Origin of the sequence: Methylobacterium sp. W2 (assembly GCF_020662345.1) — a bacterium.
GTDB lineage: Bacteria > Pseudomonadota > Alphaproteobacteria > Rhizobiales > Beijerinckiaceae > Methylobacterium.
In genome coordinates this window covers 31726-52618 of the sequence record NZ_VMOA01000025.1, presented here as the reverse complement: position 1 = coordinate 52618, position 20893 = coordinate 31726, and the positions used below count along the sequence as shown (strand labels likewise).

Here is a 20893-nt window from a genome sequence, read left to right as displayed (position 1 = left end):
TATTTGTAATCATATCTTCGTGCGCAAAATTGCATCTTTTAGTCCAAAGGTCGCCTGTCGACGAGCGTAATCGGTCTAGTTCGCCGGGGTGTTGTCCCTCGAACTGGTTCTCCAGTTTCCGCATGAGATGTTCACCAAGAACACGAACCAGCATGGGCCTGAAGTGTCTACCGTAATCGAAACCAAACGTCTTCCCTACTACTTCGCTTCGAATCCATACGTGATCATTGAGGCACCTACTGTCAATGGCGAGAATTATTCTGTCCTGTTCCGTCTCAAGCCAGCCGCATAACTCTAACAGGGCGAGCTTTGACAACAATTTTGGGCGCTCGGGTCCCACGCTTGGCTCATTATACCACGTATCTAGCGTCGCTAGTGTAGCCGATATCATTTGTCAGCGCCCAAACGCTTCAGTGGCTTCGGTCAACCGTCGCTGAACGTTTTCGACGCTCGATACCGCGTATCTAGCGCCTTCCGCGAAAGCTGGCATGCTCAGCATAGCGTAATACTTAGTGTTCAAAGTTTCTTTTGATATTGTTGAAAGCGCTAGAGAATGCTCAACTGATGCCACAAGGACAGCTTCAATTATTGCCAGGGACAGTTTGCCTGACTGATCTTCCAAGGTTGTTCTGGTTATCGTTGCGGCTTTCTTAAGTTTCGCTATTTTTTCTGCAACTATTTCAGGGGATGCTTCCGCGTGATCGTGCATATAATGATTCAAGAAATCCGCCAAATTCCCTTCATAAGATTCAAGACGCTCGGAAAATGCAAGAATACGCAGTAGTATCTCAACGGATCGGAACCTATTTACTGAGCCCCAAATCCGAGCTTTTACTACCTGCCAATCAGCGTGCTTGTTATCAAAATCCTTAAGTGCGTCATTGAATGCGCCTGTGTAAATGCAATTCCTTATTTCTTGATTATTTAGTCGTACTCCACCGGAGTTAAGGCGATGGAATATTGTAAAGAGGTAACGCATATGCTCGCGTTTTGTGTAGTCGCAACGTATCACCGTGACTGGTATCGTTACATTTTCGACGGAAGAGTAGAGTATTGAATGATCCTCGGGGCCCATTTTCAAGGCGGTATTTGTGTTTCCGCGTAGAATTGGGTGGATGTCGTCAAGAGATGAAAGTTGCCACTCCGTTTTTCCAAGAAAATCTGTAATTGATGTCATGCGCTGAAGACCGTCGATGACCTTCCAGCGCTGAGTTTTTGGATCCAAGCTAAAACACATGCTGGGAATTGGTAGCTGTTTAACTAATGAATCAATAAAACGAGTTCTTTCTTCTCGCTTCCACACAACATCGCGCTGAAAATCGGGCTGTATTTCCATTCTTCCACTTGAGAAAAGACGATACAGATCGGCGCAGGACCGAACTTCATTATATGCAATGATATCAACCGGTGGCACCGGTTCACTGGAATCAGTGCCTTCGAATGTTGAAGCTTCTTCGGGGGGCAGCTCCACTGTAGAAGCGTCGATCGCCTCGTGCTCGGCGGGGAGATCGGTCATTCGTTTCCTCCGAAGATATGTAGGCGGTGATTGCTGGAGCCCGCGCTCATCCGGCTGATAAGACGCAAGGCAGCTAGCGCCGCTTTTTCGTGATGCTAGGGCGGTACGCTTGCACGAGCTAGAGGCTTTGTAGACAGCGATTCGCTAAAAATGCCGATAAAAGCGAATGGTGCATATGTGAAAGAATGGGATGGTGGCAGCCACGCGCGTAAGGGCAGTTCTTTGGGGGACGGATATGTCCATTTGAGCAGTGAGCCATGGATTGACTTTCGTGCCAGAGCGATCTGAGGGAGCAACATGGGCCCGGCGATACGGATCGGACCTGTACAGGGGCACCACCGTGACCGCGTCGGCCAAAAAGTCGTCCAGCACCACCCGTAAGACCGCGACCCGCGTGGCGCCGTCGATGCGGCGTAACAAGAACATCCGTCTCGCCCCGATCACGGCTCGGGATGTCGAGGTCGTCGAGGGTACCGGCACGTTCCGCGATCCCTACGACGCGAGCGCCTTCGTCACCACCACCGTCAACCGCCGCGTCGACGTCCTCGCCGCTGAACGTTCCGCCGGCCGCATCACGGAAGCGCAGTTCCTCGTCGGCCGCTCAATGCAAGCCATGTGGGAGAAGCAGCTCGGCGTCCGGCACGGCAGCAGCTGGGACAGCACGATCTTCAGCCCCGGCTATGCGTCGCTCAACACCGCCAACGGTCTCACCATCGAAGACATCCGGATGCTCGGCCGCATCGAGACCGCCAAGGCGGTGAAGGCCATGAACGACCGCGCGGCCCGCGTGATCGGTGATAGTGGCATGCGATTCCTCCGCGCCATCCTGGCCGAGGGCTTCAGCTTCTCCAGCTACGCCGAGGCCCGCGGACGCGGTACCAGCGAGCGCGCCTCCTCTGACATCGCCAAGCGGTTCCGCTGGCTCCTCGACGAGCTGACCGAGGCGCAGCAAACCGCACACGGGCCGGCGCCGGTGGTGCCGCAGGATCGCTATTCGGAGCGGGCGAACTACTTAAGCGATTTTTTTTGCTCCTAGCGTGTAATTGTTTTTTATAAGGCGCCAGAAAAACGTTTCTGATAGTGACCCTAGAAATACGCGTAGTTACTTTAGATGTGACGCGTATGCGTCGCATCTACAAGCAGTTAATGTTACGTATTCGCCTGTATCATATAAATTCCATTATTGTACATTGTTACATCATAACCCATTATTTGATATCTAATCATCTCACCAGTAAGATGGAGTTCGGTAACTGTGACATTATACGCATTCGCGAGACGGAAAATTTCCTTCTTTGAAGCATTCATAAAATGGAAGTCGCTCATACTGGACCCTTCTGATTTCATGAAGCGTGCCATTTCATTGTTTATCTTCTCTAGAATGAACGGGATCGGGTGGCCTTCTCCGATAGTTGTGGAATGAGACTCGCTAACAACCTGTGGGCGGCTTTCTAAGAGAGAAATTCTTTCAGATAACTCAGCAATGTATCTCTCTTTAGGGTCGGAGCTGGATAAGAATTTGAAGGTAGCTTGCGCTTGAGTTATAGGGTTGCTGACTTTATATGTGCTTTTGAGCACTTCAAGGACTGCTAATTTTAGGCGAGATCTTGATGATTCAATACTCTGCCAATCGGTTACGTCCACAAAGATGGTGTCATGGCCTTGGTTGTCAAACGGAAGCTTGGTGCCCGTCTTAGCAATATGGATCGTCGCTTTTTCAGTCGAGTGGCGTATTCCCAGCTCATAGAAGACATTTGGATTAAGCTCGGTTAGGTCTGCGATTACAAGCTGAGAATTAATCAAGTCATGAATTATTCGATCGCCAATCATTCCCGGTCGCGCGTCGTCATCTGCGCGTCTTACCTCAAAACCAAAATTTTCCTCGTGTAGCACATGCCGAATAATTAGATGCAAAAGCATGTCTGAGTGTTTGCGTATCTCCGAGCCACTGGACCCAATTGGCCCAACTACGAAGCACATTGGTTTGGTGCTGCCGTGCTCGTTCTCGGACATGCGTGAACCCCTATCTGCTGAATGCTCGCAGCCGCTTATACGCATTCATCGTAATCCATACAGAGCACTCTTGACCCGACGGGCAATCCGTTGCAGAAAACCACTGTCCCGAGACGCACGCCCGCAGCCGCAAGGCCCGCGGGCGTTCTCGTTTCCGGACTTGGGAACGTAGCTCAGCTGGATAGAGTACCTGGCTTCGAACCAGGTGGTCGCAGGTTCGACCCCTGCCGTTCCCGCCAACCCATCTCCGTCCGCGAACCGGCTCAACAGCTTAGGCGTTGAGGCCGAAGACGTGCGCGGACAAATCTGCCATGATCGGAACCCGATGACGACGGATCGCGAGCAAGCCGAGCGGGTCGCCGACCTTCTCCGCCATGCCGACCGCCTCCGGGTTCCGGGGCATCGGCACACCGTCGAGACGTCGCTCTGTCAGATCGACGAGCTGCGCGCCGGCCTTCGCCGCCTTTACCGTGACCTGACCGGGACCGAAGTGCCGCGCGAACCCGCGCCGCGCCGTTCGGTCCTCGGCTCTTTCCAGGCCGGATCGATTCCCGGCTCCCGCACCGTCGTCGCGTTTCGCGGTCGGCCGAAGCGGGTCGCGGCGAGCGCCTGATTAGAAGCCGAGCTGATCTAAGGCTTGTCTCGTCGTGATGATGCGAAGGAAGAGCGTTTCGCCCTGCGCAGTCTGGTGGGCGACGCTCCAGCCCTCGCCAAGTTCCTGTAGCAGTGGGTCGGGGTCTGTGCTGCCGTAGGCCCGGATCAGCTCCACATCGGAAACGGCGAACTGATCTTGGCCCTGCCAGAGGCCCGAGACGAACCTCGTCAGGATGAAGTTGAGGGCGTGGGCGGAGCTCCGTTCATCGCTGGAAGACATCGTGATCCTTGGGGGCCAAACGACCCCGATCGCTCTTTTCCTGCAGGGCTATCGACCAACCTACCCGGCGCAAAAATGTGCCGAAGATTTTCGGGCCTGATCGGCTCCCGGCCACGATGAGCCGGGATGCACGGTAACTGCCCTTCTCAAGCATCCAAACCAAGGATTTCGACATGTCGGGAGGCGCCATTATCGTGCGCCCGACGGCGCTCGCCCTCGCCCCGGCCGACGCGCTGGACGAGGCCGCCGCCGGGTTCGCCGCCGCCTCGAAATCCGACGCGACCCGCCGGGCCTATGCCGGTGACTGGCGTGACTTCACCAGCTGGTGCGCCGAGCAGGGCGTCGACACCCTACCCGCCACCGGTCGGACCGTCGGCCGGTACGTCACCCATCTCGCCGGCCTCGGCCGCTCGGTCTCGACGATCGATCGCCGTGCCGCCGCCATCGCCGCCGTTCACCGCGCCGCCGGGCACACTGCGCCGACCGCCTTCGAGGAGGTCCGCACGATCCTGGCGGGCATCCGCAACACGCTGGGCCGCCGGCCGGCGAAGAAACAGGCCCTCACCGCCGACCTGGTGGCGAAGGTGCTCAAGCGGATTCGCGGGACCGATCTCGCCAGCGTCCGCGACCGCGCCCTGATCCTGGTGTGCTTCGGCGCGGCGCTCCGCCGGTCCGAGCTCGTCGCCCTCGACGTTGCCGACCTGGAGCGCCACCGCCGCGGCCTCCTCGTCCGGATCGCGAAGAGCAAGACGGACCAGCAGGGGCAGGGCCGCACCGTCGCCATCCTCGACGGCAGGCTGAAGATCCCGGCGGCCGTCGCCGCGTGGCTCGACGCTTCCGGCATCACCACGGGCCCGGTCTTCCGTGGCGCCGATCGCGGCCGGCTCTCGGCCGACCGTCTCACCGCCGGGCAGTTCGCCCGCATCCTCAAGGCTCGCTGCGCCGCTGCCGGTCTCGATCCGGAGGCCTTCTCCGGTCACTCGCCCAGGCGCGGATTCGCGACCACCGCCGGTGATGACGGCGCCGACCTGCGGCTGACCGCCAAGCACATGCGTCACGCGAAGCTCGAAACCACCCTCGGCTACATCGAGGACGGGGAGCTGTTCCGCGAGAACGCCGGCAAGGGCTTCCTGTGATGGGCTACCGGATCGAACTCGCATCGAGCGTCGACACCGCTCCTCTGTTCGCAGCGCTCGCCGGCACCCGCCTCGTCTGGACGCCAGAGCGCGACCAGGCCCTGACCTTCGGCGCCTCCACGCAGGCCTGGGACTTCGTCGTCGCCCAGTCCCTCCCCATCGTTCAGGTGCGCTGATGAGCCCCCGCGCCTTCCTGCTCTGGCTCGACGGGTTCGCCCTCGAGGTCGTGGACGGTCACCCGACCGCCGCGCAGTCTGTCGAGGTCATGGCGATGCTCGCCACCGTCGAGCGCGAAGCGAAGACCTGGCTGCAGATCACCTTCATCCCCGGCGGCGCGGTGCGCACCGATGAGTACACCCTGAGGACCGACGCATGACGCTCACCGCCGCCGCTCTCGTCGACCTGGTCGAGGAGCTGCTCACCAGCATGGTCGGCCCGACCGTCGCCACCGCCGAGCGCGCCGCCGTCGACTTCGAGGCCTTCGCTAGCATCGCGAGCAACTCGCTCCGCGAGCGCATCGCCACCGTCATCGCGGACGAGATCCGCACCCGCTCCGACCAACACGAGCACCGCCGTGCCGCCATGCAGAGGTTCCGCCTGTGACGTACATCGCCCTGCTCCGCTGCCTGATCGGCAAGCCCGTGCCCCGTCCCGCCAAGCGGCCGGACTTCCCGCCCATGCGGGTCATCCGTCTCGGCCGCGAGCTGACCCGTGGTGAGGCCGCCTGATGCCCCGCCTCTGCGCTCTCCTCGTCCTCGCCGGCGTCGCCCTCTCCGCGATGCGCCCGCGGCCGCCCGCCCCGACCGCCTGGGGCTATCCGATCTCGCTGACGGTGCACTGATGACCAACACCGCCGCGCCCTCGCCGCCGCCGGTCAACGATCTGTGGCGCATCCCGGCCATCCTCGCGATCGTCGGCGCCATCGTGCTGTGGGTGCATCTGTTCATCCACCCGGCGAAGGCGGAGACCATCGGCTACCGCATCGAGGCCGAGGCCTGCCGCGGCACGGTCTGCCACCCGCTCACCGCCTCCCCGCGCGTTTGGGGCGGGCTCTACACCTGTCAGGGCCGGGCCGCCAATATCGAGCGCTTCGGCCTGCCGAGTGACCCGCTCGTCATCCGAGCCCGCTGCACCGCCATCTACGGGATGCCCAGCGCCTGACACCCCACTGCTAACAAGGCGCGAACAATGGCTTTCCAGCCCGGTCAGAGCGGCAACCCGAGCGGTCGCCCGAAGGCCTCCGCACGCGTCCGTGATGCCGCGCGCGAGCACACCGAGGCCGCGATCAGTGTCCTCGTCTCGATCATGAGCGGCGAAGACACGTCCGCTGCCGCCCGCGTTGCTGCGGCATCCGCCATCCTCGATCGCGGCTACGGCAAGCCGACCCAGCCCATCGACGGCGATGGCGAGGGTGGAGCAATCCCGACCGGCCTGACCATCACGTTCCTCAGGCCGACCGATGACTGACGTCCAGTTCCCGGAGAAGCTGGCCTGCCTGTTCGAGCCGGCGCGCTACAAGATCGCCTACGGTGGGCGCGGCGGCGCGAAGTCCTGGGGGTTCGCCCGGGCGCTGCTGATCCTCGGCGCTCAGCGCAAGCTTCGCGTCCTCTGCGCTCGCGAGTTTCAGAACTCGATCGCGGAATCGGCGCACGCCCTCCTTGCGCAACAGATCGACCTGCTCGGGCTGGCCGGCCTCTACGAGGTCCAGGGGAAGCGGATTCTCGGGTCCAACGGCACTGAGTTCATCTTCAAAGGCCTCCGGCACAACATCTCGTCGGTGAAGTCGACGGAAGGCATCGACGTCTGCTGGGTCGAAGAGGCTCGCACGGTGTCGAAGTCGTCCTGGGACGTCCTGATCCCGACCATCCGTAAAGAGGGTTCGGAGATCTGGATCAGCTTCAACCCGGAGCTCGAAGAGGACGAGACCTATAAGCGGTTTGTGAAGAGCCCGCCGACGGGCGCGGTGGTGGTCAAGATCGGCTGGCAGGACAATCCGTGGTTCCCGGCCACGCTGAGACAGGAAGCGCTCGACCTGAAGGCGCGCGATCCTGCCGCTTACCTCACGGTCTGGGATGGCCACTGCAAGGTGGTGCTCGACGGCGCGATCTACGCCAATGAGATCATGGCCGCGACGGAGGCGAACCGCTTCACCCGCGTACCCTACGACGGCACGAAGCCCGTTCACACGTTCTGGGATCTGGGCCGCGCTGACATGACCGCGATCTGGTTCGCGCAGGTCGTCGGCTTCGAGTTCCGGATCATCGACTATTACCAGAACCGAGGCCACGCGCTCGGGCACTACCTGAAGCACCTTCAGACGAAGCCCTACGTCTATGGCGACCACTGGCTGCCGCACGACGCCACGAACGAGCTGCTCAGCTCCGAGCGCACGATCGCCCAGCAGATGGCAGACACGGGCTTCGCGGTGAAGATCACGCCGAAGATCGGCGTCGCCGAGGGCATCAACGCCGGCCGCACGCTGTTCTCGCGGTGCTGGTTCGATGCCGAGGCCTGTGCCGATGGCCTGCAGTGCCTGCGAAACTACCGGTACGATGTCGACGCCAATACCGGGCAGTTCTCGAAGAACCCGCTGCACGATTGGGCCAGCCACGGCGCCGACGCCTTCCGGTATCTCGCTGTCGCGCTCCAGGAGCCGACCAAGCCTCTCAAAATCAACATCGGCGCCCGGCGTGGCGGCGGTTGGATGGGTTCCTGATGGCTCAGAAGCAACCGAAGCGCCCCGCGCGTTCGCCCTCGGAGAAGCCCGAGGCGAAGGAGGAGCGCGGCCTCGACACGATCGTCGACGTCGCGATGAAGCGGTGGCGGCGTGCCGACGAGGCCGACCGTGACAACCGGATGCTCGCCTACGAGGACCTGGAGTTCGTCGAGATCCCGGGTGCGCAGTGGACGACCGAGGCGAAGGCGATGCGCGGCGATCGACCGTGCCTCGAGTTCGACCGTATGGGCACCACCATCGCGCAGATCACGGGCGACATCCGTCAGATGCGCCCGGCCATCAAGGTCGTGCCGGTGGATAGCCGCGGCGACCCGAAAACGGCCGACACGATTGCCGGTCTGGTGCGCTACGTAGAGAACCGCAGCGATGCCCCTGCGGCGTACTTTTCGGCCGCAGATCAGCAGGTAACGGCCGGAATCGGCCATTGGAAGGTGATGACCGAATACGGCTCCGACAGCACGTTCGAGCAGGAAATCCGCATCGCGCCCGTGCCCGACGGCGTTGGCGTACGCTGGGACCCGGATGCGGTGCTGCCGACGCGCGAGGATGCCCGCTTCTGCTTCGTGCCGCTCGACATGAGCCGGGACATCTACGAGGAGACCTATCCGGACAAGCCGGCGGCCGAGATCGGTGACGCCGACCTGACCACGCGCGGGCTCGCCGAATGGGCGACCACCGACACGGTGCGCGTTGCCGAGTATTGGGTGAAGACCCCGCAGAAGAAGCGCCTGGCGCTGATGCCGGACGGCGAGATCCTCGACCTAACCAACAAGGCGGACGAGGACTATGCCGAGAAGCTGTCGATGGCCGAGACCGCCGGCGCGCGCATCGAGGAGCGGGATGGCCACAAGGTCGAACGCTACATCCTGAGTGCCACCGACGTGCTGGAAGGCCCGACGCCCTGGCCCGGCCGGTTCATCCCGGTGGTGCCGGTGATCGGCATCGAGATGACGATCGGCAAGAACCGCGTCCGTCGCGGTGTCGTCCGCAAGGCCAAGGATGCGCAGCGCGCCTATAACTATTCGCGCTCGACGCAGACCGAAGTGGTGGCGCTGCAGCCCAAGAGCCCCTTCGTCGCGACCGTCGCCCAGCTGAAGGGCTACGAGAACGTCTGGGAAACCGCGAACACGGTCTCGCATCCGTTCCTGCCCTACAACTCCGACCCGCACGCGCCGAACGCCCCCCAGCGCGTCCAGCCGCCTGTGGCCAGCGCCGGCCTCGCCGAGCTGACCCGCGAGGCTGCCGAGGACATCAAGGCCGTGACCGGCGTCTATGACGCCTCCCTTGGTGCCCGCTCGAACGAGACGTCGGGCAAGGCGATCCGGGCTCGGCAGCAGGAAGGCGACGTCGGCTCGTTCGTCTACATCGTCAATTTCAGCCGCGCGATCCGCCACACGGGCGCGATCGTCTGCGATCTAATCCCGCACATCTACGACACGAACCGCACGCTCCGGATCGTGGGTGAGGACGGCAAGGTCGACCGCGTCGAGATCAACAAGCCCGAGGGCATGTCCCTCGACGATCAGCCCGAGGCGATCCGCAACGACGTGACTGTCGGCGCCTACGATGTAGCGATGGAGATGGGCGCGTCCTACACGACCCGCCGCGAGGCCGCCCTCGATGGAATGATCTCGCTCGTCCAGGCCGCCCCCGACGTCGCACCCCTCGTCATCGACCTGATGGCGAAGGCGCAGGATTGGCCGATGGCCGACAAGGTCGCCGAGCGCATCCGCACGATGCTGCCGCCGGCTATCCAGGCGAAGGAGGCACAGGAAGCCGGCGAGCCGCCACCCGCTGCCGTGCCGCCCTCGCCGCAGGAACAGGCCGCCATGCAGGCCCAGGAACGCCAGGCGCAGCTTGCGGAGGCACAGCACGAGCTCGACGGCGCCAAGCTCCAGGTGGAGCACCAGAAGCTCCAGGCCGAGATGGCGAAGATCCAGGCCGAAGTGGAGAAGGCGCAGCTCGATCATCAGGCGCGCATGGCCGAGGCCGTGCGTCCGTCCGAGCCCGTCGCCGGCGCTGCGCCATCCGCTCCCGTCGAGGATCCGCGCATCGACGCCATGGCCTCCGCGCTCCAGCAGCTCGGCGACATGGTCACGATGCTGATGGAAGAGATGACGCCCCCGGAGGCCGGCCCGCCCGACGATGGGATGGGCGACCCGATGAGTCAAGACGGCCCGCCGCTGCCCGACATGATGCAGCCGGGCGAGATGCCCGCTGAACCGACCGGCGCGCCTCAGGGCGCCCTTTCTTTTGACCCGAGCGCGCTGGGCGAGCCCGCGGCTCCGACGATGGTGTCGTGATGAAAGCCTTCCGAGCAGTCCCGAATGGGACGATCCGTCTCCAGGCCAACACCGTGCTCAACGCTGCGCCGACGCTCGCCGGGTTCCCGGCCGGCGGCGGTGTCCAGGTCCGCATGTGGAATCGCGGCTCCGTAGCCGTGTCCGTCGAGTTCGGAGCCCACGCCAACATGCCGCTACCTGTCGCTCCCGCCGGCGGCGCGCCTGGTGCTCAGTCGCTCCCGCCCGGCGCCGTCGAGGTCCAGTCCCTGCAGTCGGATCAGCGCCACGTAGCGATCCTGGTCGCCAGCGGCGCGCCAGACGTAGAGTTCACCATCGGCGAGGGTCTTTGAGATGATCAAATCCCTTGGCGGTGCTCTGCAATCGGTCCTTCCGTTCCTGCCGTCGATCGTCCCGCTCACCCCTGGTGATTGGGCGGTAACCTACGCAACGCAGACCGGAGTGATGATCACCGACGGCCTTATGGCCGATATCGAAATCACGTTGACCTTTACTCCGACTTTCACGACGGCGGCGACCGGGGCCCTGCGTATCCTGGGCCATCCCATCCCGTTTGCTTCGGCTGCGGCCGACATCAATGTCACGAACCACACGGCGAACATCACCTATCCGAGCGCTGGGACATACCTGGTCGGACGCATCACCACCGATCTCTCAGCCATCAATATCGCAGGGCTGAAGACGGCAGGGACGCCTGGGCTGGTTATGCCCGCGCAACTTGTGAGTGGCGCTGTTCACCGTTTCGATCTGGCCGGGCGTGTTCGCATCGGCCCGGCCTAGCGTTACAACCCTGATACTTGATATCCTGTCCAGGTCTGCAATGGGTGGATGAACGACAGTAGGGTCCCATCTCCTCGCGTCAGGGACCCCGTAAGCAGCAAGCTTTCTAGGTCTAAAGTAGTGACACACTCTACTGGCGTGCGACCGGAGGTAGTGTCCGCCTTTGAAAGACTCTCTAGTGGTGCTATGACCGTTTGTCAGACCGGCGATGTCGCAGGCACGTAGGGCGCCTGCCGCCTGCGTCTTGCTGATTTGGGCCCCGAATCGGAACTTGAGGTCTGATTACTCGATCTCGTCAAAAATCGGCGAATTGTCTCCGGCAACCTCTCTCACTAATGCGTCGAACTCTGCCCCTCCATGCTTTTCCCTTGCTTTAGCGTAGATAGATAGCCTGCGAATTAGGTTTCCACGGAACGATGAACAGTATTTGTTCAATCTATCATGAGATAGCATCGCTCCATCCCAGATCACGGCGTAACATACAGAGCAGGCGGGTGCTGCGAAACATGATTTGCATCTATTCTCAAGCATGTCGGCGAAGCTGATTGCGACCCCGTCTGTGTCCACCTCGCTGCGCTTAGAAATATCTCCAATCTGAAGACCCTCCGTTCTTTCGCATACACCGACGGAACCGTCCGTGTTGATGTATAGGCGTTCCCCAGGAGAGCACGAGGTGAACCCTTTCCGTTCGTTTTGAACGCTTTTACGCTCGACGACAGGGTGAAGATAGTTCTTGATGAAGTCACGCAATAGAGGACGTCGTCTTAGACTTTCAACCTCATCGGTCAGTATAACTCGCTCTGCCCAATCAAACAGCTCGTCGCGGATAGTGTTGCCATCGACATGCATGCTGCCGCCGGAGTTGGACGCAATTGAGAAGCGAATGTGCTTGATTTCCCCAAATTCTGTTGCAAAGAAATTGTCCAGCTCGTCGAAGTCGCAGCCCGTCACAACGCAATTAATACCTATACATTCACGGTAATATGCCTCATCCAACGCTTTAAAGCGAGCCATGTTCGCCATAATTTTGTCAAATGTGCCCATGCCGTTGTGAGTTGGCCGATGACGATCATTGATTTCTTTGGGCCCGTCGCAACTTACAAGAATTATAGCCCGTCTATCGATAAGATAATTTGCAATCTTATCTGAGCAGAGTGTCATATTAGTTGTGAGAGCAATAACCCCCGACCAGTCAGATCGAGCTTTCTCTACTTTTGATACAATCGCCGCAATGTCTTTGAACCGGTAAAGCGGCTCGCCCCCATAGAAACAAAGTGCCGTCCTGCTGCTCAAATGAGAGATTGCGAACTCTGTTGCCTTATCCAGGCGCTCCTGCGGAAGACCCGAACCAAAAGGCGAATGCCCACGAGCATCATTTTCTGGGTAAGGACAATAGCCACATACTAGGTTGCACTGTTCAGTAATCGATACTTTTATGGTTACAGGGTCTGTTTGCCCACCCTTCAGAGCTGGCCTCATATTTTCTTTTCGTGCCTTTCCATAAATTATTCCGTTTATCTCTAGTTCTGCATCTGGGTTCGCCTCAATATGCGATCTCAATGATGAAATTACGCCAGCGTCAGCGCGTATCAAGTCTCCTCGCATGCCATCGTAGATGTAATTCTCGTGCGGGAACTGCCACATGCTTCTCTCCAAAGTAAAAACGCCACGGTCTCTCGACCGTGGCTGGCTACTTAGATAAACGAGGCGACGGCCCCGAGCACACTGGAACAGTTGCAAAAATCCAGAAGTTTTCCCTCCTCAACCTTCGTTCCCTTAAGGACATCATCAACTGGAATAGTTATGATTATTTTGTCGCCCTTCTTTTCGATGTGTACGTTGCCATCCGAGTTTGCATTTATTTCAGTCATGGCACGCTCCCTACTGCTTCCTTCGAATCATGGAAGCTCCTGAATATTTCAACGGGAAACTGGTGCTGTCAACTGCGGATGGCATGTTGACTATTAGGGTGTAGACGGGACTATTTAGATTTAACAAGAGAGCCGCCTTTAAATCGAGAATGGGCGGGCAGCGGAAAGTCTGCTTGTAGACCGGTGGTGAACTTGAACTCCTCACCATCAGCCGAAGCTGTCGGACGAACGACTAATGGCCGCTTCCAGGAAGGGCTTGCTGCGGCCTCGACAACCAGGCTGGATCGAAGGCGGAGCGTTCGCTTCGGAGCAAAAAGTGAGCGTCCGTTTGCGACCCATCCCGGTCGTCGGCCTTGGCCTCAATAGCCTGGAAGCCGACCTTCCGAGGGTCGGCTGGGGGTAAGAAGCGCACGAGGCCGGCTATCGGATTTGTAACAACGGCACTTCCAGCTTGACCCGACGGGCAAACTCCGCGCATTAGCTATCCGTCGCGAGACGCGCGAGCCGCAACAGGCTCCGTCCGCACCCCTTTCCATCTTTTGACCGACGCGCCGCCGCCTCCCGCGGCCGAAGACGCGCGTCCGTTCCCCTTCACGCAGGCCAGCGATCCGCGCAGGCCGCGATGATGCCCCAACCCGTCCCGCTCGCGCGTGGCGGGTTTTTCTATGGACGACACACATGGACGAGGACCTGATCGTGCTTGGCGGGCCAGCGGAAGCGCAGGCTGCAGGCGCAGAGACCTCGGAAGCGGTGGACGCTTCCATTCCCGGCCAGCCGGCCGAGGGTGACGCTCCTGCCGCGACGCCAGGGAAAGACCCGGCCGAACCTGCCGCTCCCGCTCCGAAGCCCGAGGGCGAGGAAGAGGGCGGCGAGGACAAGCCCAAGAAACGGTCCGGCATTCACCGGATGCAGGAGAAGATCGCGCGCCTCGAAGCCGAGCTCGCAACCCGCAGTGCGCCCGTGGGCGACAGCGGCGACCGTGCCAAGGCCATCGAAGCCGAGATCGGTGCTGCTCCGAAGGAAACCGATTTCGACGATTACCTCGCCTATGAGCGGGCGCAGCGTCAGTACGACGTGCGTCAGGCTCTGGCCGAGCAGCGGATTGCCGATCGCGAGGCGCAGGCCTCGACCCGGACCGCGCAGGCCAAGCGCGAGGCGATGGACGCCTTCAACGACAAGCTCGACGACGTTCGGGAAGCGATTCCCGACGCCGACAAGGTCCTGAAGGCGGCCGCAGAGCATGAGGTGAAGCCCCACGTCTCCGAACTCGTCGTCGACAGCGAGAAAGGCGGCCTCCTCGCCTATTACCTCGCCAAGAACCCCGCCGAGCTGGCGAAGCTCAACGGGATGAGCCCGATCCAGGCCGCCAAGGCCGTGGGCGCGCTCGAACATCGCCTGACCCTGGCAAAACCCAACCGAACCCCCTCCGCCCCCGCCCCCGCGAAGCCGGTCACCGGTGGAGCTGCGCCCTCGTCTCCCGATGCGGAGATCGATGCGTGGCTCGCCAAGACGTACGGCACCCGCGGGTCCGCTCGATAAGGACCTGAATCGTCATGGCAAACCAGTTTCTCACCGCCAATGTGATCGCCAAGGCTGCGGTCAAGATCCTCGACAACGAACTCGTCGCCGCCTCGAAGGTGTTCCGCGGCTACGAGAACGAGTTCGGCTCGACCGTGAACGGCTACGAGAAGGGCTCGTCCGTCACCATCAAGAAGCCCCCGCAGTTCGTCGTGCGCGACGGCGACGTGGCCGCTCCGCAGGACATCACCGAGGGCACGACCTCCGTCACCGTCGACAAGAAGAAGGGCATCGATCTCAAGATCACCTCGACCGATCGCACCCTGTCGATCGGCGAGCTGTCCGAGCGCGTCATCAAGCCCGCGATGATCACCCTGGCGAACCAGGTCGATCAGGACGTGATGAGCCTCTACTCGTCCGTCCCGAGCTGGGTCGGCACCCCCGGCACCACCATGGGCAGCTATGCCGGCTTCCTGCGCGGCACGACCCGTCTGAACAACGGTTCGGTCCCGAAGGATAGCCGCTTCTGCATGCTGTCGCCCGACGACGAGTCCGGCCTCGCCGCTGCGCAGTCGACCTTCTACAACGACAAGCTCGTCGCGGACGCCTACCGCGACGGCGCCGTCGGTCGCATCGCGCAGGTCGACACGTACATGAGCCAGAACGTGCCCGTGCACGTGACCGGCACCCGCTCCAACGGCACCGTCGCCGGCGCGAACCAGGGCGTGACCTACACGCAGGTCCTGGCCAACGGCGTGGCGGTGAAGGACTTCGGGGGCCAGATCCTGAACATGGCCGGCCTCGGCGCTGCCGGCACCCTGGCCAAGGGTGACGTGTTCACCATCGCCGGCGTGTTCGCGGTCAACCACGTGACCAAGCAGGTTCTCCCCTACCTGCGCCAGTTCACTGTGCTGAACGCGGCCGTCGCCGACGGTTCGGGCGCCGCTGCCGTCAACATTGCACCCGCGATCATCGCCACTGGCGCCTTCGCCACCGTCTCTGCGGTTCCGGCCAACGGTGCTGTGGTCTCCTGGGTCGGTGCGGCCAACACCCCGTACGTCCAGAACATCATGGCCCATAAGAGCGCCTTCGCTCTGACCTGCGTGCCGCTGGTGAAGCCCGACGGTGCGGTGTCCTGCGAGCGCGAGTCCTACAAGGGTCTCTCCGTCCGCCTGATCCCGTACTACGACGGCACCAACGACGTCTCGAACTGGCGTCTGGACATCCTCTACGGCGTGAAGGCCGTCGACCCCCGCCTCGCGACCCGCATCAACGGCTGATCGGGTTTCACCTCCGCTAAGACGAAAGGGCGCCCTCGTGGCGCCCTTCGTCGTTCTGGGGCCGCGCGTCCCTTTCCGCTCCTGACGAAGGGCCTACGATGGACCAGACCATTCCGACCTGGGGCTACAAGTCCGACGGGTCCGCCGAGATTTTCGACCTCGCTCCGGGCGAGGGACTGCCGGAGGGCTGGGAAGCCTCTCCGACCTGCATCGTCGATCCTGCCTTCGCGACCGCCGAGGCGCTGACCGCCCGCTCCGAGGGCCGCGTCTACGTCCCGCCGGCGCTCGCTGCCGCCGTCGCCGATCCGGCTTCTGGTGTCCTCGACGAGCTGGCCAACGCCGTCGCCGAGAACGAGCGCCTGCAGGCCCTCATCTCGACCGGGATGGCAGAGAACGAGCGTCTGATCGGTGAGATTGAGGACGCCGAGGCCGGTCTCGAAGCCGCCGCCGGCGAGATCGTCTCACTGAAGGGGCTTCTCACCAAGGCACAGGAAGACGGCGGGTTCGCTGTCTCCGAGCGCGACGAGGCCCTCGCCAAGCTCGATGCCGTCACCGCCAACCTGACGCAGGCCCGCGCCGACCTCGACGCCGCCACCGCACCGCCCGCCGCCAAGAAGGGGGCTCGCTAAGCCATGCCCCGCACGCGTCAGGATCTGATCGAGCTCGTTCTCCAGAACCTGGGCGTGCTGGCGGCTGGCCAGTCGGCTGCGGCGGAGGACCGCCAGACGGTCAACGCCCGCGTCGACCCCAAGCTGTCCGAGCTCGGCCGTCGCGAGGTATTCGTCGGCTTGAACGCCGATTCCCTCGACGACGCCGTGTTCCTGTACGTGGCGGATATCCTGACCTTCGCCTGTGCGACGCCGTTCGGGATCTCGGGGGCGAAGCGCACCGAGCTCGCGCAGGTCGCAGCCGAGGCCGAGGCGATGCTCAAGGGCATGGCGCGGCAGTTCTCGACCACGGCAGCGGCTGACGGGTTCGATATCGTCCGCACCGTCCTCGAAACGCTCGGGGTGGTGACGGTTGGGCAGGACCCATCCGCACAGGACCGCGGCGTCGTCTCCGCCCGTATCGCGTCCATGCTCGCAGATCTGCGCGCGCGTGAGATCACCACGCTTACCAACGTCGACGACGCCGAGGTGGCTCAGAAGCGGCATCTCGCCAACATCCTCACAGCGGTGTGCGCCCCGGCCTTCGGTATCACCGGCGCTGCGCGGGACCAGTTCACGTCGGTTGCCGAGGGCGCCGAGCGGCTGCTCAACGTGATGGCCCGGCAGTTCGACACGGGCGTCGCCACCAACGGGACATTCGACCTCGTCCAGGTCACGTTGGAGAACCTCGGCGCCGTCGCGGTCGGTCGTACCGCCTCGGACAAGGATCGCAGCATCATCACCGGCCGCGTCGGTGCCGTGCTGGCCGACCTGCGCAACCGCGAGGTGATCTCGATTGCCTCGGCCGCTGATGCCGACGCTTCGACCCTGCTGCAGCTCTCGGTCATCCTGACCTCGGCCTGCGCCATGGCCTGGGGCCTGCCGGCGGACGTGCGCAGGGCTCTGAAGGAGGAGGCGCTCCTCGCCGAGGCGGCACTGCAGCGGCAGACCCGCCAGCTCGATTCCAGCACCGGCACGAGCGGCACCTTCGACTTGGCGCAGACCGTCCTCGAAATGCTGGGCGTGGTCGCTGCCGGCCAGACGGCCACGGCGAAAGACCGCTCCGTCATCACCGCCCGTGTCGCGGTGCTCCTCGCGGATCTGCGCAACCGGGAATTGATCGACCTGCCGTCGATCGCGACGGTGGACGATTCGACGAAGCTGCATCTCGCAGCACTCCTCGCCGCCCGTTGCGCCCGCCTGTTCGGCATCCCCGACGCCATGCTGCAGGGGTTGAAGGCGGAGGTCGCCGACGCGGAAGCCAGCCTGCGTCTCATGGCGCGTCAGCTCGACACGGGCACGGCGACGTCCGGCGAGTTCGACCTCGTCCAGAACGTGCTTGAGCAGTGCGGCGTCGTCACCGGCGGCCAGACCGGCAGCGACCAGGACCGCACCGTCGTCGAGGCGCGGATCCCGGTGCTGCTCGCCGAGCTGCGCCGCCGCGAGATCATCACGCTCGCCTCGATCGACGTGGCGGACGAGGGCACCCTCCTCCCGCTTTCGACCCTGCTGGCCGGCAAGTGCGCCGCCCTGCTCGACGCCCCCGATGCCGTCGTCCAGGCTCTGAAGGGCGAGCGTCAGGACGCCGAGACTGCCCTTCGCCGGATCGCCCGTCAGATCGATACCGGCTCGGCCGTGTCCGGCACCTTCGACATCGTGCAATCGGTGCTGGAGACGCTCCAGGTCGTCGAGGCCGGACAGACGGCCTCGACGAATGACCGCGCCGTGGTCTCGGCTCGCATCGCACCTGTCCTCGCCGACCTGAAACAGCGCGAGATCATTGCGATTCCCTCCATCGCGTCGGCGGACGCGGCGACGCAGCTGCACGTGGCCGCGATCCTGGCGCTCGCCTGCGCCGTGCCGTTCGGCGTGCCAGCCGACCCGTTCCGCGAGCCCGCCGGCCGCGCCGAGGTCTCGCTCCGCACCATGTCGCGCCAGTTCGACGGCGGTATCGCGACCTCGGGCACCTTCGACGTTGTCCAGGCCGTGTTGGAAAGCCTGGGCGTGGTCGTTGCCGGCTATACCGGCTCGGCCAAGGATCGGGCGGTCGTGTCGGCGCGTATCGCTCCGACCCTGGCGGACCTTCGCTTGCGTGAGATCGTCAACATTGCCTCGATCGCGACGGCCGACGACGCCGTCCTGATCCATCTCGCGACCATCCTGACGTCGGCCTGTTCGCAGGCCTTCGGGATCGGCGTCGAGACCCGCACCCTGCTCGCCGGCGAGGCCAAGCGCGCCGAGGCCGCCCTCAAGGCGCTGGCTCGTCAGCTCGACGTCGGCACCGCGACCTCATCCGTGTTCGATCCGGTCCAGGTCGTGTTGGAGATGCTCGGCATCGTGGCGGCCGGGCAGACCGCGACCGACAAGGATCGGGCCGTCATCACCGCCCGCGTCCAGCCGAAGCTGCTCGAGCTCTACAGCCGCGATATCTGCGGCGTGCCGGACATCTCGCTGCTCGCCCCCGAGCTGCAGAGCGCCTTCGCGCAATGCCTCGCTGCCGATTGCGCCCTGTCCTTCTCTGAGATGGCGCCGGCGCGCGTGGCGATGCTGGCGGCCATGGTGCCGGCGGCCGAGCAGCGGCTCCGGTACGCCTCGTTCGTCTATGACGTCCGTCCTGCGCTGCGCACCGAAGCATTCTGGGGCCGTCGCTGCGGGTACGCCGTCTGATGGCCGCGATCGCGTTCCCGACCTCGTCCCGTCCCGGCCTCTCCGCCGAGGAGGGTTCGGGCCGACTCATCAACGCCTTCGTCGAGCAGCTCGGTGACGGCAGCCGCGGCCCGGTCTCGATCCGCCGCGTGCCGGGCCTCGCTCGCTTCGCCGATACCGGCCTGCGCGGTCCCCGCGGCATGCGGACCCTCGGCGACACGCTCCTCGCTGCCTACCGGGACAAGCTGGTCCAGATCCGCGCCGATGGATCGGTCATGCCGCTCGGCGACCTGCCGGGCACGCGGCGGATCACCATCGCCCGCAACAACCGGGCGCCGGTCCCGCAGACCGTGTGCGTGACGGAGTATGGGACCTACACCCTGACCTCGAACGGCATCCCGACGCCGCTCGCGATTCCCGGCTCGTTCCCGGCGCCGAACTCCGTCGAGTTCCTGCTCGGCTGGTTCTTCTTCACCGGCGGCGATGGCCGCTGCTACGCATCAGGCCTGAACGACACGACGTTCAACACCCTCGATTACACGACCGAACAGGCCCGCCCGGGCGGCCTGATGCGCGCGATCGCGTTCCGGTCCGAGCTATTCCTGTTCGGTCCTCAGGAGATCGGCGTCTACGGCGGTCCGGCCAATCAGAACGGCTTCCCGCTCTCTCGTGTCACCGGCATCCCGCGCGGCCTCATCGGGCCGTGGGCGGTCGCCGGGCACGAGGAAGGCTGGTCGAACGAACTGATCTGGGCCGGTGATGACGGCGTCGTCTATCAGCTCTCCGGGTACGCCCCGAAGCGGATCTCGAACCACGACGTCGAGCGCGATCTCGCCGCCGCGGCGAAGATCGATGCCACCGCGATCGAGGCCTCGGTCCATCTCGTCGCCGGGCACGCATTCTGGGCGATCTCCATGCCCGGCCGGACGTGGGTCTACGACCTGACCACCGAGCAGTGGCACGAACGGGCCAGCTACGCGGAGAGCCGCTGGCGGGCGACGCAGTCGGTGAAGGCCTTCGGGCGCTGGCTCCTTGGCGATCGCCTCGGGCCCGGCCTGCTCGAGGTACGAGAGGACGTGTTCCAGGAAGACGGCGCGCCGCTGCGCTTCCGGGTCGAATCCCTGCCCGGAGCGTCCTTCCCCCAGCGTGTCGCCGTGCCCCGCGCCGACTTCGATTTCGTGGTTGGACGCGGTCGCGCCGGCGGCGGTGACACCGTGGAGACGCCGGAGGTCCTGGTGTCGTGGTCGGATGACGGCGGGGCGGTCTGGTCCAGCCCGCTCGTGCGCTCGCTCGGCCGGCAGGGTGAGACCCGAGCCCGCGTGAACCTGCTGCGCACGGGGCTCACCGGCATCCAGGGCCGCACCTGGCGCATCGACGTATCGGACCCGGTCTATGTCGCGCTGCTCGGCGGCGCGATGGCGGTGGAGACCCGCACCGAATGAGCAAGCCCACCCTTCCGAACGCCTCGACGCTCGCGCTGGCACCCGAGTGGTTCCGCTTCCTCGCTGGCCTCCTTGCTTACGCCGCCGAGCTCGAAGCCCGCATCGCCGCGCTCGAAGCGCGATAGGAGTCCGT

At 63.2% G+C, this 20893-nt stretch carries 23 protein-coding genes and 1 tRNA gene; 20 read left to right on the top strand and 4 right to left on the bottom strand.

Going from position 1 to position 20893, the window contains the following annotated elements; all coding sequences use genetic code 11:
• Positions 1-394: 394 nt before the first annotated feature.
• On the bottom strand, positions 395-1516 hold the full coding sequence (locus FPV16_RS15040) for a DUF262 domain-containing protein (protein ID WP_227439205.1): 1122 nt from the start codon (positions 1514-1516) through the stop codon (positions 395-397).
• A 340-nt stretch (positions 1517-1856) separates the two neighbouring features.
• Between FPV16_RS15040 and FPV16_RS15035 the strand changes: the two genes are divergently transcribed.
• The gene (locus tag FPV16_RS15035) at positions 1857-2552 is read left to right on the top strand and encodes a hypothetical protein (protein WP_227439204.1); all 696 of its coding nucleotides are present in this window, start codon (positions 1857-1859) and stop codon (positions 2550-2552) included.
• Positions 2553-2665: 113 nt separating this feature from the next.
• Here the strand turns inward: FPV16_RS15035 and FPV16_RS15030 are convergent, their stop codons facing one another.
• Positions 2666-3529, bottom strand: a complete 864-nt coding sequence (locus FPV16_RS15030) for a hypothetical protein (RefSeq protein ID WP_227439203.1) — start codon at positions 3527-3529, stop codon at positions 2666-2668.
• Between the two features lie 162 nt (positions 3530-3691).
• Here FPV16_RS15030 and FPV16_RS15025 point away from each other — a divergent pair.
• Together FPV16_RS15025 and FPV16_RS15020 are read left to right on the top strand one after the other, a co-directional pair.
• A tRNA-Arg gene (locus FPV16_RS15025) sits at positions 3692-3768 on the top strand.
• A gap of 86 nt (positions 3769-3854) precedes the next feature.
• Positions 3855-4142, top strand: coding sequence for a hypothetical protein (locus tag FPV16_RS15020; protein ID WP_227439202.1), 288 nt, complete (start codon positions 3855-3857; stop codon positions 4140-4142).
• On the opposite strand, the gene FPV16_RS15015 is transcribed toward FPV16_RS15020, so the two are convergent.
• Positions 4143-4403 carry a hypothetical protein gene (locus FPV16_RS15015; RefSeq protein ID WP_227439201.1) on the bottom strand — a complete coding sequence of 87 codons (261 nt, stop codon included), beginning with the start codon at positions 4401-4403 and terminating at the stop codon, positions 4143-4145.
• A 173-nt stretch (positions 4404-4576) separates the two neighbouring features.
• Here FPV16_RS15015 and FPV16_RS15010 point away from each other — a divergent pair, with 173 nt between their 5' ends.
• The 11 genes from FPV16_RS15010 to FPV16_RS14965 all read left to right on the top strand — a co-directional run bounded on the left by FPV16_RS15010 (position 4577) and on the right by FPV16_RS14965 (position 11356).
• Complete coding sequence (locus tag FPV16_RS15010; protein ID WP_227439200.1) at positions 4577-5539, top strand: site-specific integrase; 963 nt, start codon at positions 4577-4579, stop codon at positions 5537-5539.
• Positions 5539-5715: a hypothetical protein gene (locus FPV16_RS15005; protein ID WP_227439199.1), complete on the top strand. Its 177-nt coding sequence runs from the start codon at positions 5539-5541 to the stop codon at positions 5713-5715. The genes FPV16_RS15010 and FPV16_RS15005 overlap by 1 nt, the downstream gene beginning before the upstream one ends.
• Complete coding sequence (locus FPV16_RS15000) at positions 5715-5915, top strand: hypothetical protein (RefSeq protein ID WP_227439198.1); 201 nt, start codon at positions 5715-5717, stop codon at positions 5913-5915. The genes FPV16_RS15005 and FPV16_RS15000 overlap by 1 nt, the downstream gene beginning before the upstream one ends.
• The gene (locus FPV16_RS14995) at positions 5912-6142 is read left to right on the top strand and encodes a hypothetical protein (RefSeq protein ID WP_227439197.1); all 231 of its coding nucleotides are present in this window, start codon (positions 5912-5914) and stop codon (positions 6140-6142) included. The genes FPV16_RS15000 and FPV16_RS14995 overlap by 4 nt, the downstream gene beginning before the upstream one ends.
• Positions 6139-6267 carry a hypothetical protein gene (locus FPV16_RS26110; protein ID WP_264483869.1) on the top strand — a complete coding sequence of 43 codons (129 nt, stop codon included), beginning with the start codon at positions 6139-6141 and terminating at the stop codon, positions 6265-6267. Before FPV16_RS14995 ends, FPV16_RS26110 begins: the two co-directional genes overlap by 4 nt.
• Positions 6268-6379: 112 nt before the next feature.
• Positions 6380-6700 carry a hypothetical protein gene (locus FPV16_RS14990; RefSeq protein WP_227439196.1) on the top strand — a complete coding sequence of 107 codons (321 nt, stop codon included), beginning with the start codon at positions 6380-6382 and terminating at the stop codon, positions 6698-6700.
• Between the two features lie 27 nt (positions 6701-6727).
• Positions 6728-7006, top strand: coding sequence for a DUF5681 domain-containing protein (locus FPV16_RS14985; RefSeq protein ID WP_227439195.1), 279 nt, complete (start codon positions 6728-6730; stop codon positions 7004-7006).
• Positions 6999-8255, top strand: a complete 1257-nt coding sequence (locus FPV16_RS14980; RefSeq protein ID WP_227439194.1) for a PBSX family phage terminase large subunit — start codon at positions 6999-7001, stop codon at positions 8253-8255. The genes FPV16_RS14985 and FPV16_RS14980 overlap by 8 nt, the downstream gene beginning before the upstream one ends.
• Complete coding sequence (locus FPV16_RS14975; RefSeq protein WP_227439193.1) at positions 8255-10579, top strand: portal protein; 2325 nt, start codon at positions 8255-8257, stop codon at positions 10577-10579. Before FPV16_RS14980 ends, FPV16_RS14975 begins: the two co-directional genes overlap by 1 nt.
• Positions 10579-10908, top strand: coding sequence for a hypothetical protein (locus FPV16_RS14970; RefSeq protein WP_227439192.1), 330 nt, complete (start codon positions 10579-10581; stop codon positions 10906-10908). Before FPV16_RS14975 ends, FPV16_RS14970 begins: the two co-directional genes overlap by 1 nt.
• 1 nt (position 10909) lies before the next feature.
• Positions 10910-11356, top strand: a complete 447-nt coding sequence (locus FPV16_RS14965) for a hypothetical protein (protein ID WP_227439191.1) — start codon at positions 10910-10912, stop codon at positions 11354-11356.
• A 282-nt stretch (positions 11357-11638) separates the two neighbouring features.
• Here FPV16_RS14965 and FPV16_RS14960 read toward each other — a convergent pair whose 3' ends face one another.
• Positions 11639-13000, bottom strand: a complete 1362-nt coding sequence (locus FPV16_RS14960; RefSeq protein WP_227439190.1) for a radical SAM protein — start codon at positions 12998-13000, stop codon at positions 11639-11641.
• A gap of 905 nt (positions 13001-13905) precedes the next feature.
• On the opposite strand from FPV16_RS14960, the gene FPV16_RS14955 reads away from it, so the two are divergent.
• The 6 genes from FPV16_RS14955 to FPV16_RS26105 all read left to right on the top strand — a co-directional run bounded on the left by FPV16_RS14955 (position 13906) and on the right by FPV16_RS26105 (position 20885).
• On the top strand, positions 13906-14766 hold the full coding sequence (locus FPV16_RS14955; protein WP_227439189.1) for a hypothetical protein: 861 nt from the start codon (positions 13906-13908) through the stop codon (positions 14764-14766).
• Between the two features lie 14 nt (positions 14767-14780).
• A complete protein-coding gene (locus FPV16_RS14950; RefSeq protein WP_227439188.1) occupies positions 14781-16025 on the top strand; it encodes a P22 phage major capsid protein family protein in 1245 nt (414 codons plus the stop codon).
• 98 nt (positions 16026-16123) lie between these two features.
• Positions 16124-16654, top strand: a complete 531-nt coding sequence (locus FPV16_RS14945; RefSeq protein ID WP_227439187.1) for a hypothetical protein — start codon at positions 16124-16126, stop codon at positions 16652-16654.
• 3 nt (positions 16655-16657) lie between these two features.
• On the top strand, positions 16658-19339 hold the full coding sequence (locus FPV16_RS14940; RefSeq protein WP_227439186.1) for a hypothetical protein: 2682 nt from the start codon (positions 16658-16660) through the stop codon (positions 19337-19339).
• A complete protein-coding gene (locus FPV16_RS14935; RefSeq protein ID WP_227439185.1) occupies positions 19339-20760 on the top strand; it encodes a hypothetical protein in 1422 nt (473 codons plus the stop codon). Before FPV16_RS14940 ends, FPV16_RS14935 begins: the two co-directional genes overlap by 1 nt.
• Entirely contained in the window at positions 20757-20885 is a 129-nt protein-coding gene (locus tag FPV16_RS26105) for a hypothetical protein (RefSeq protein WP_264483868.1), read from the top strand. The genes FPV16_RS14935 and FPV16_RS26105 overlap by 4 nt, the downstream gene beginning before the upstream one ends.
• The last annotated feature ends 8 nt before the right edge of the window (positions 20886-20893 follow it).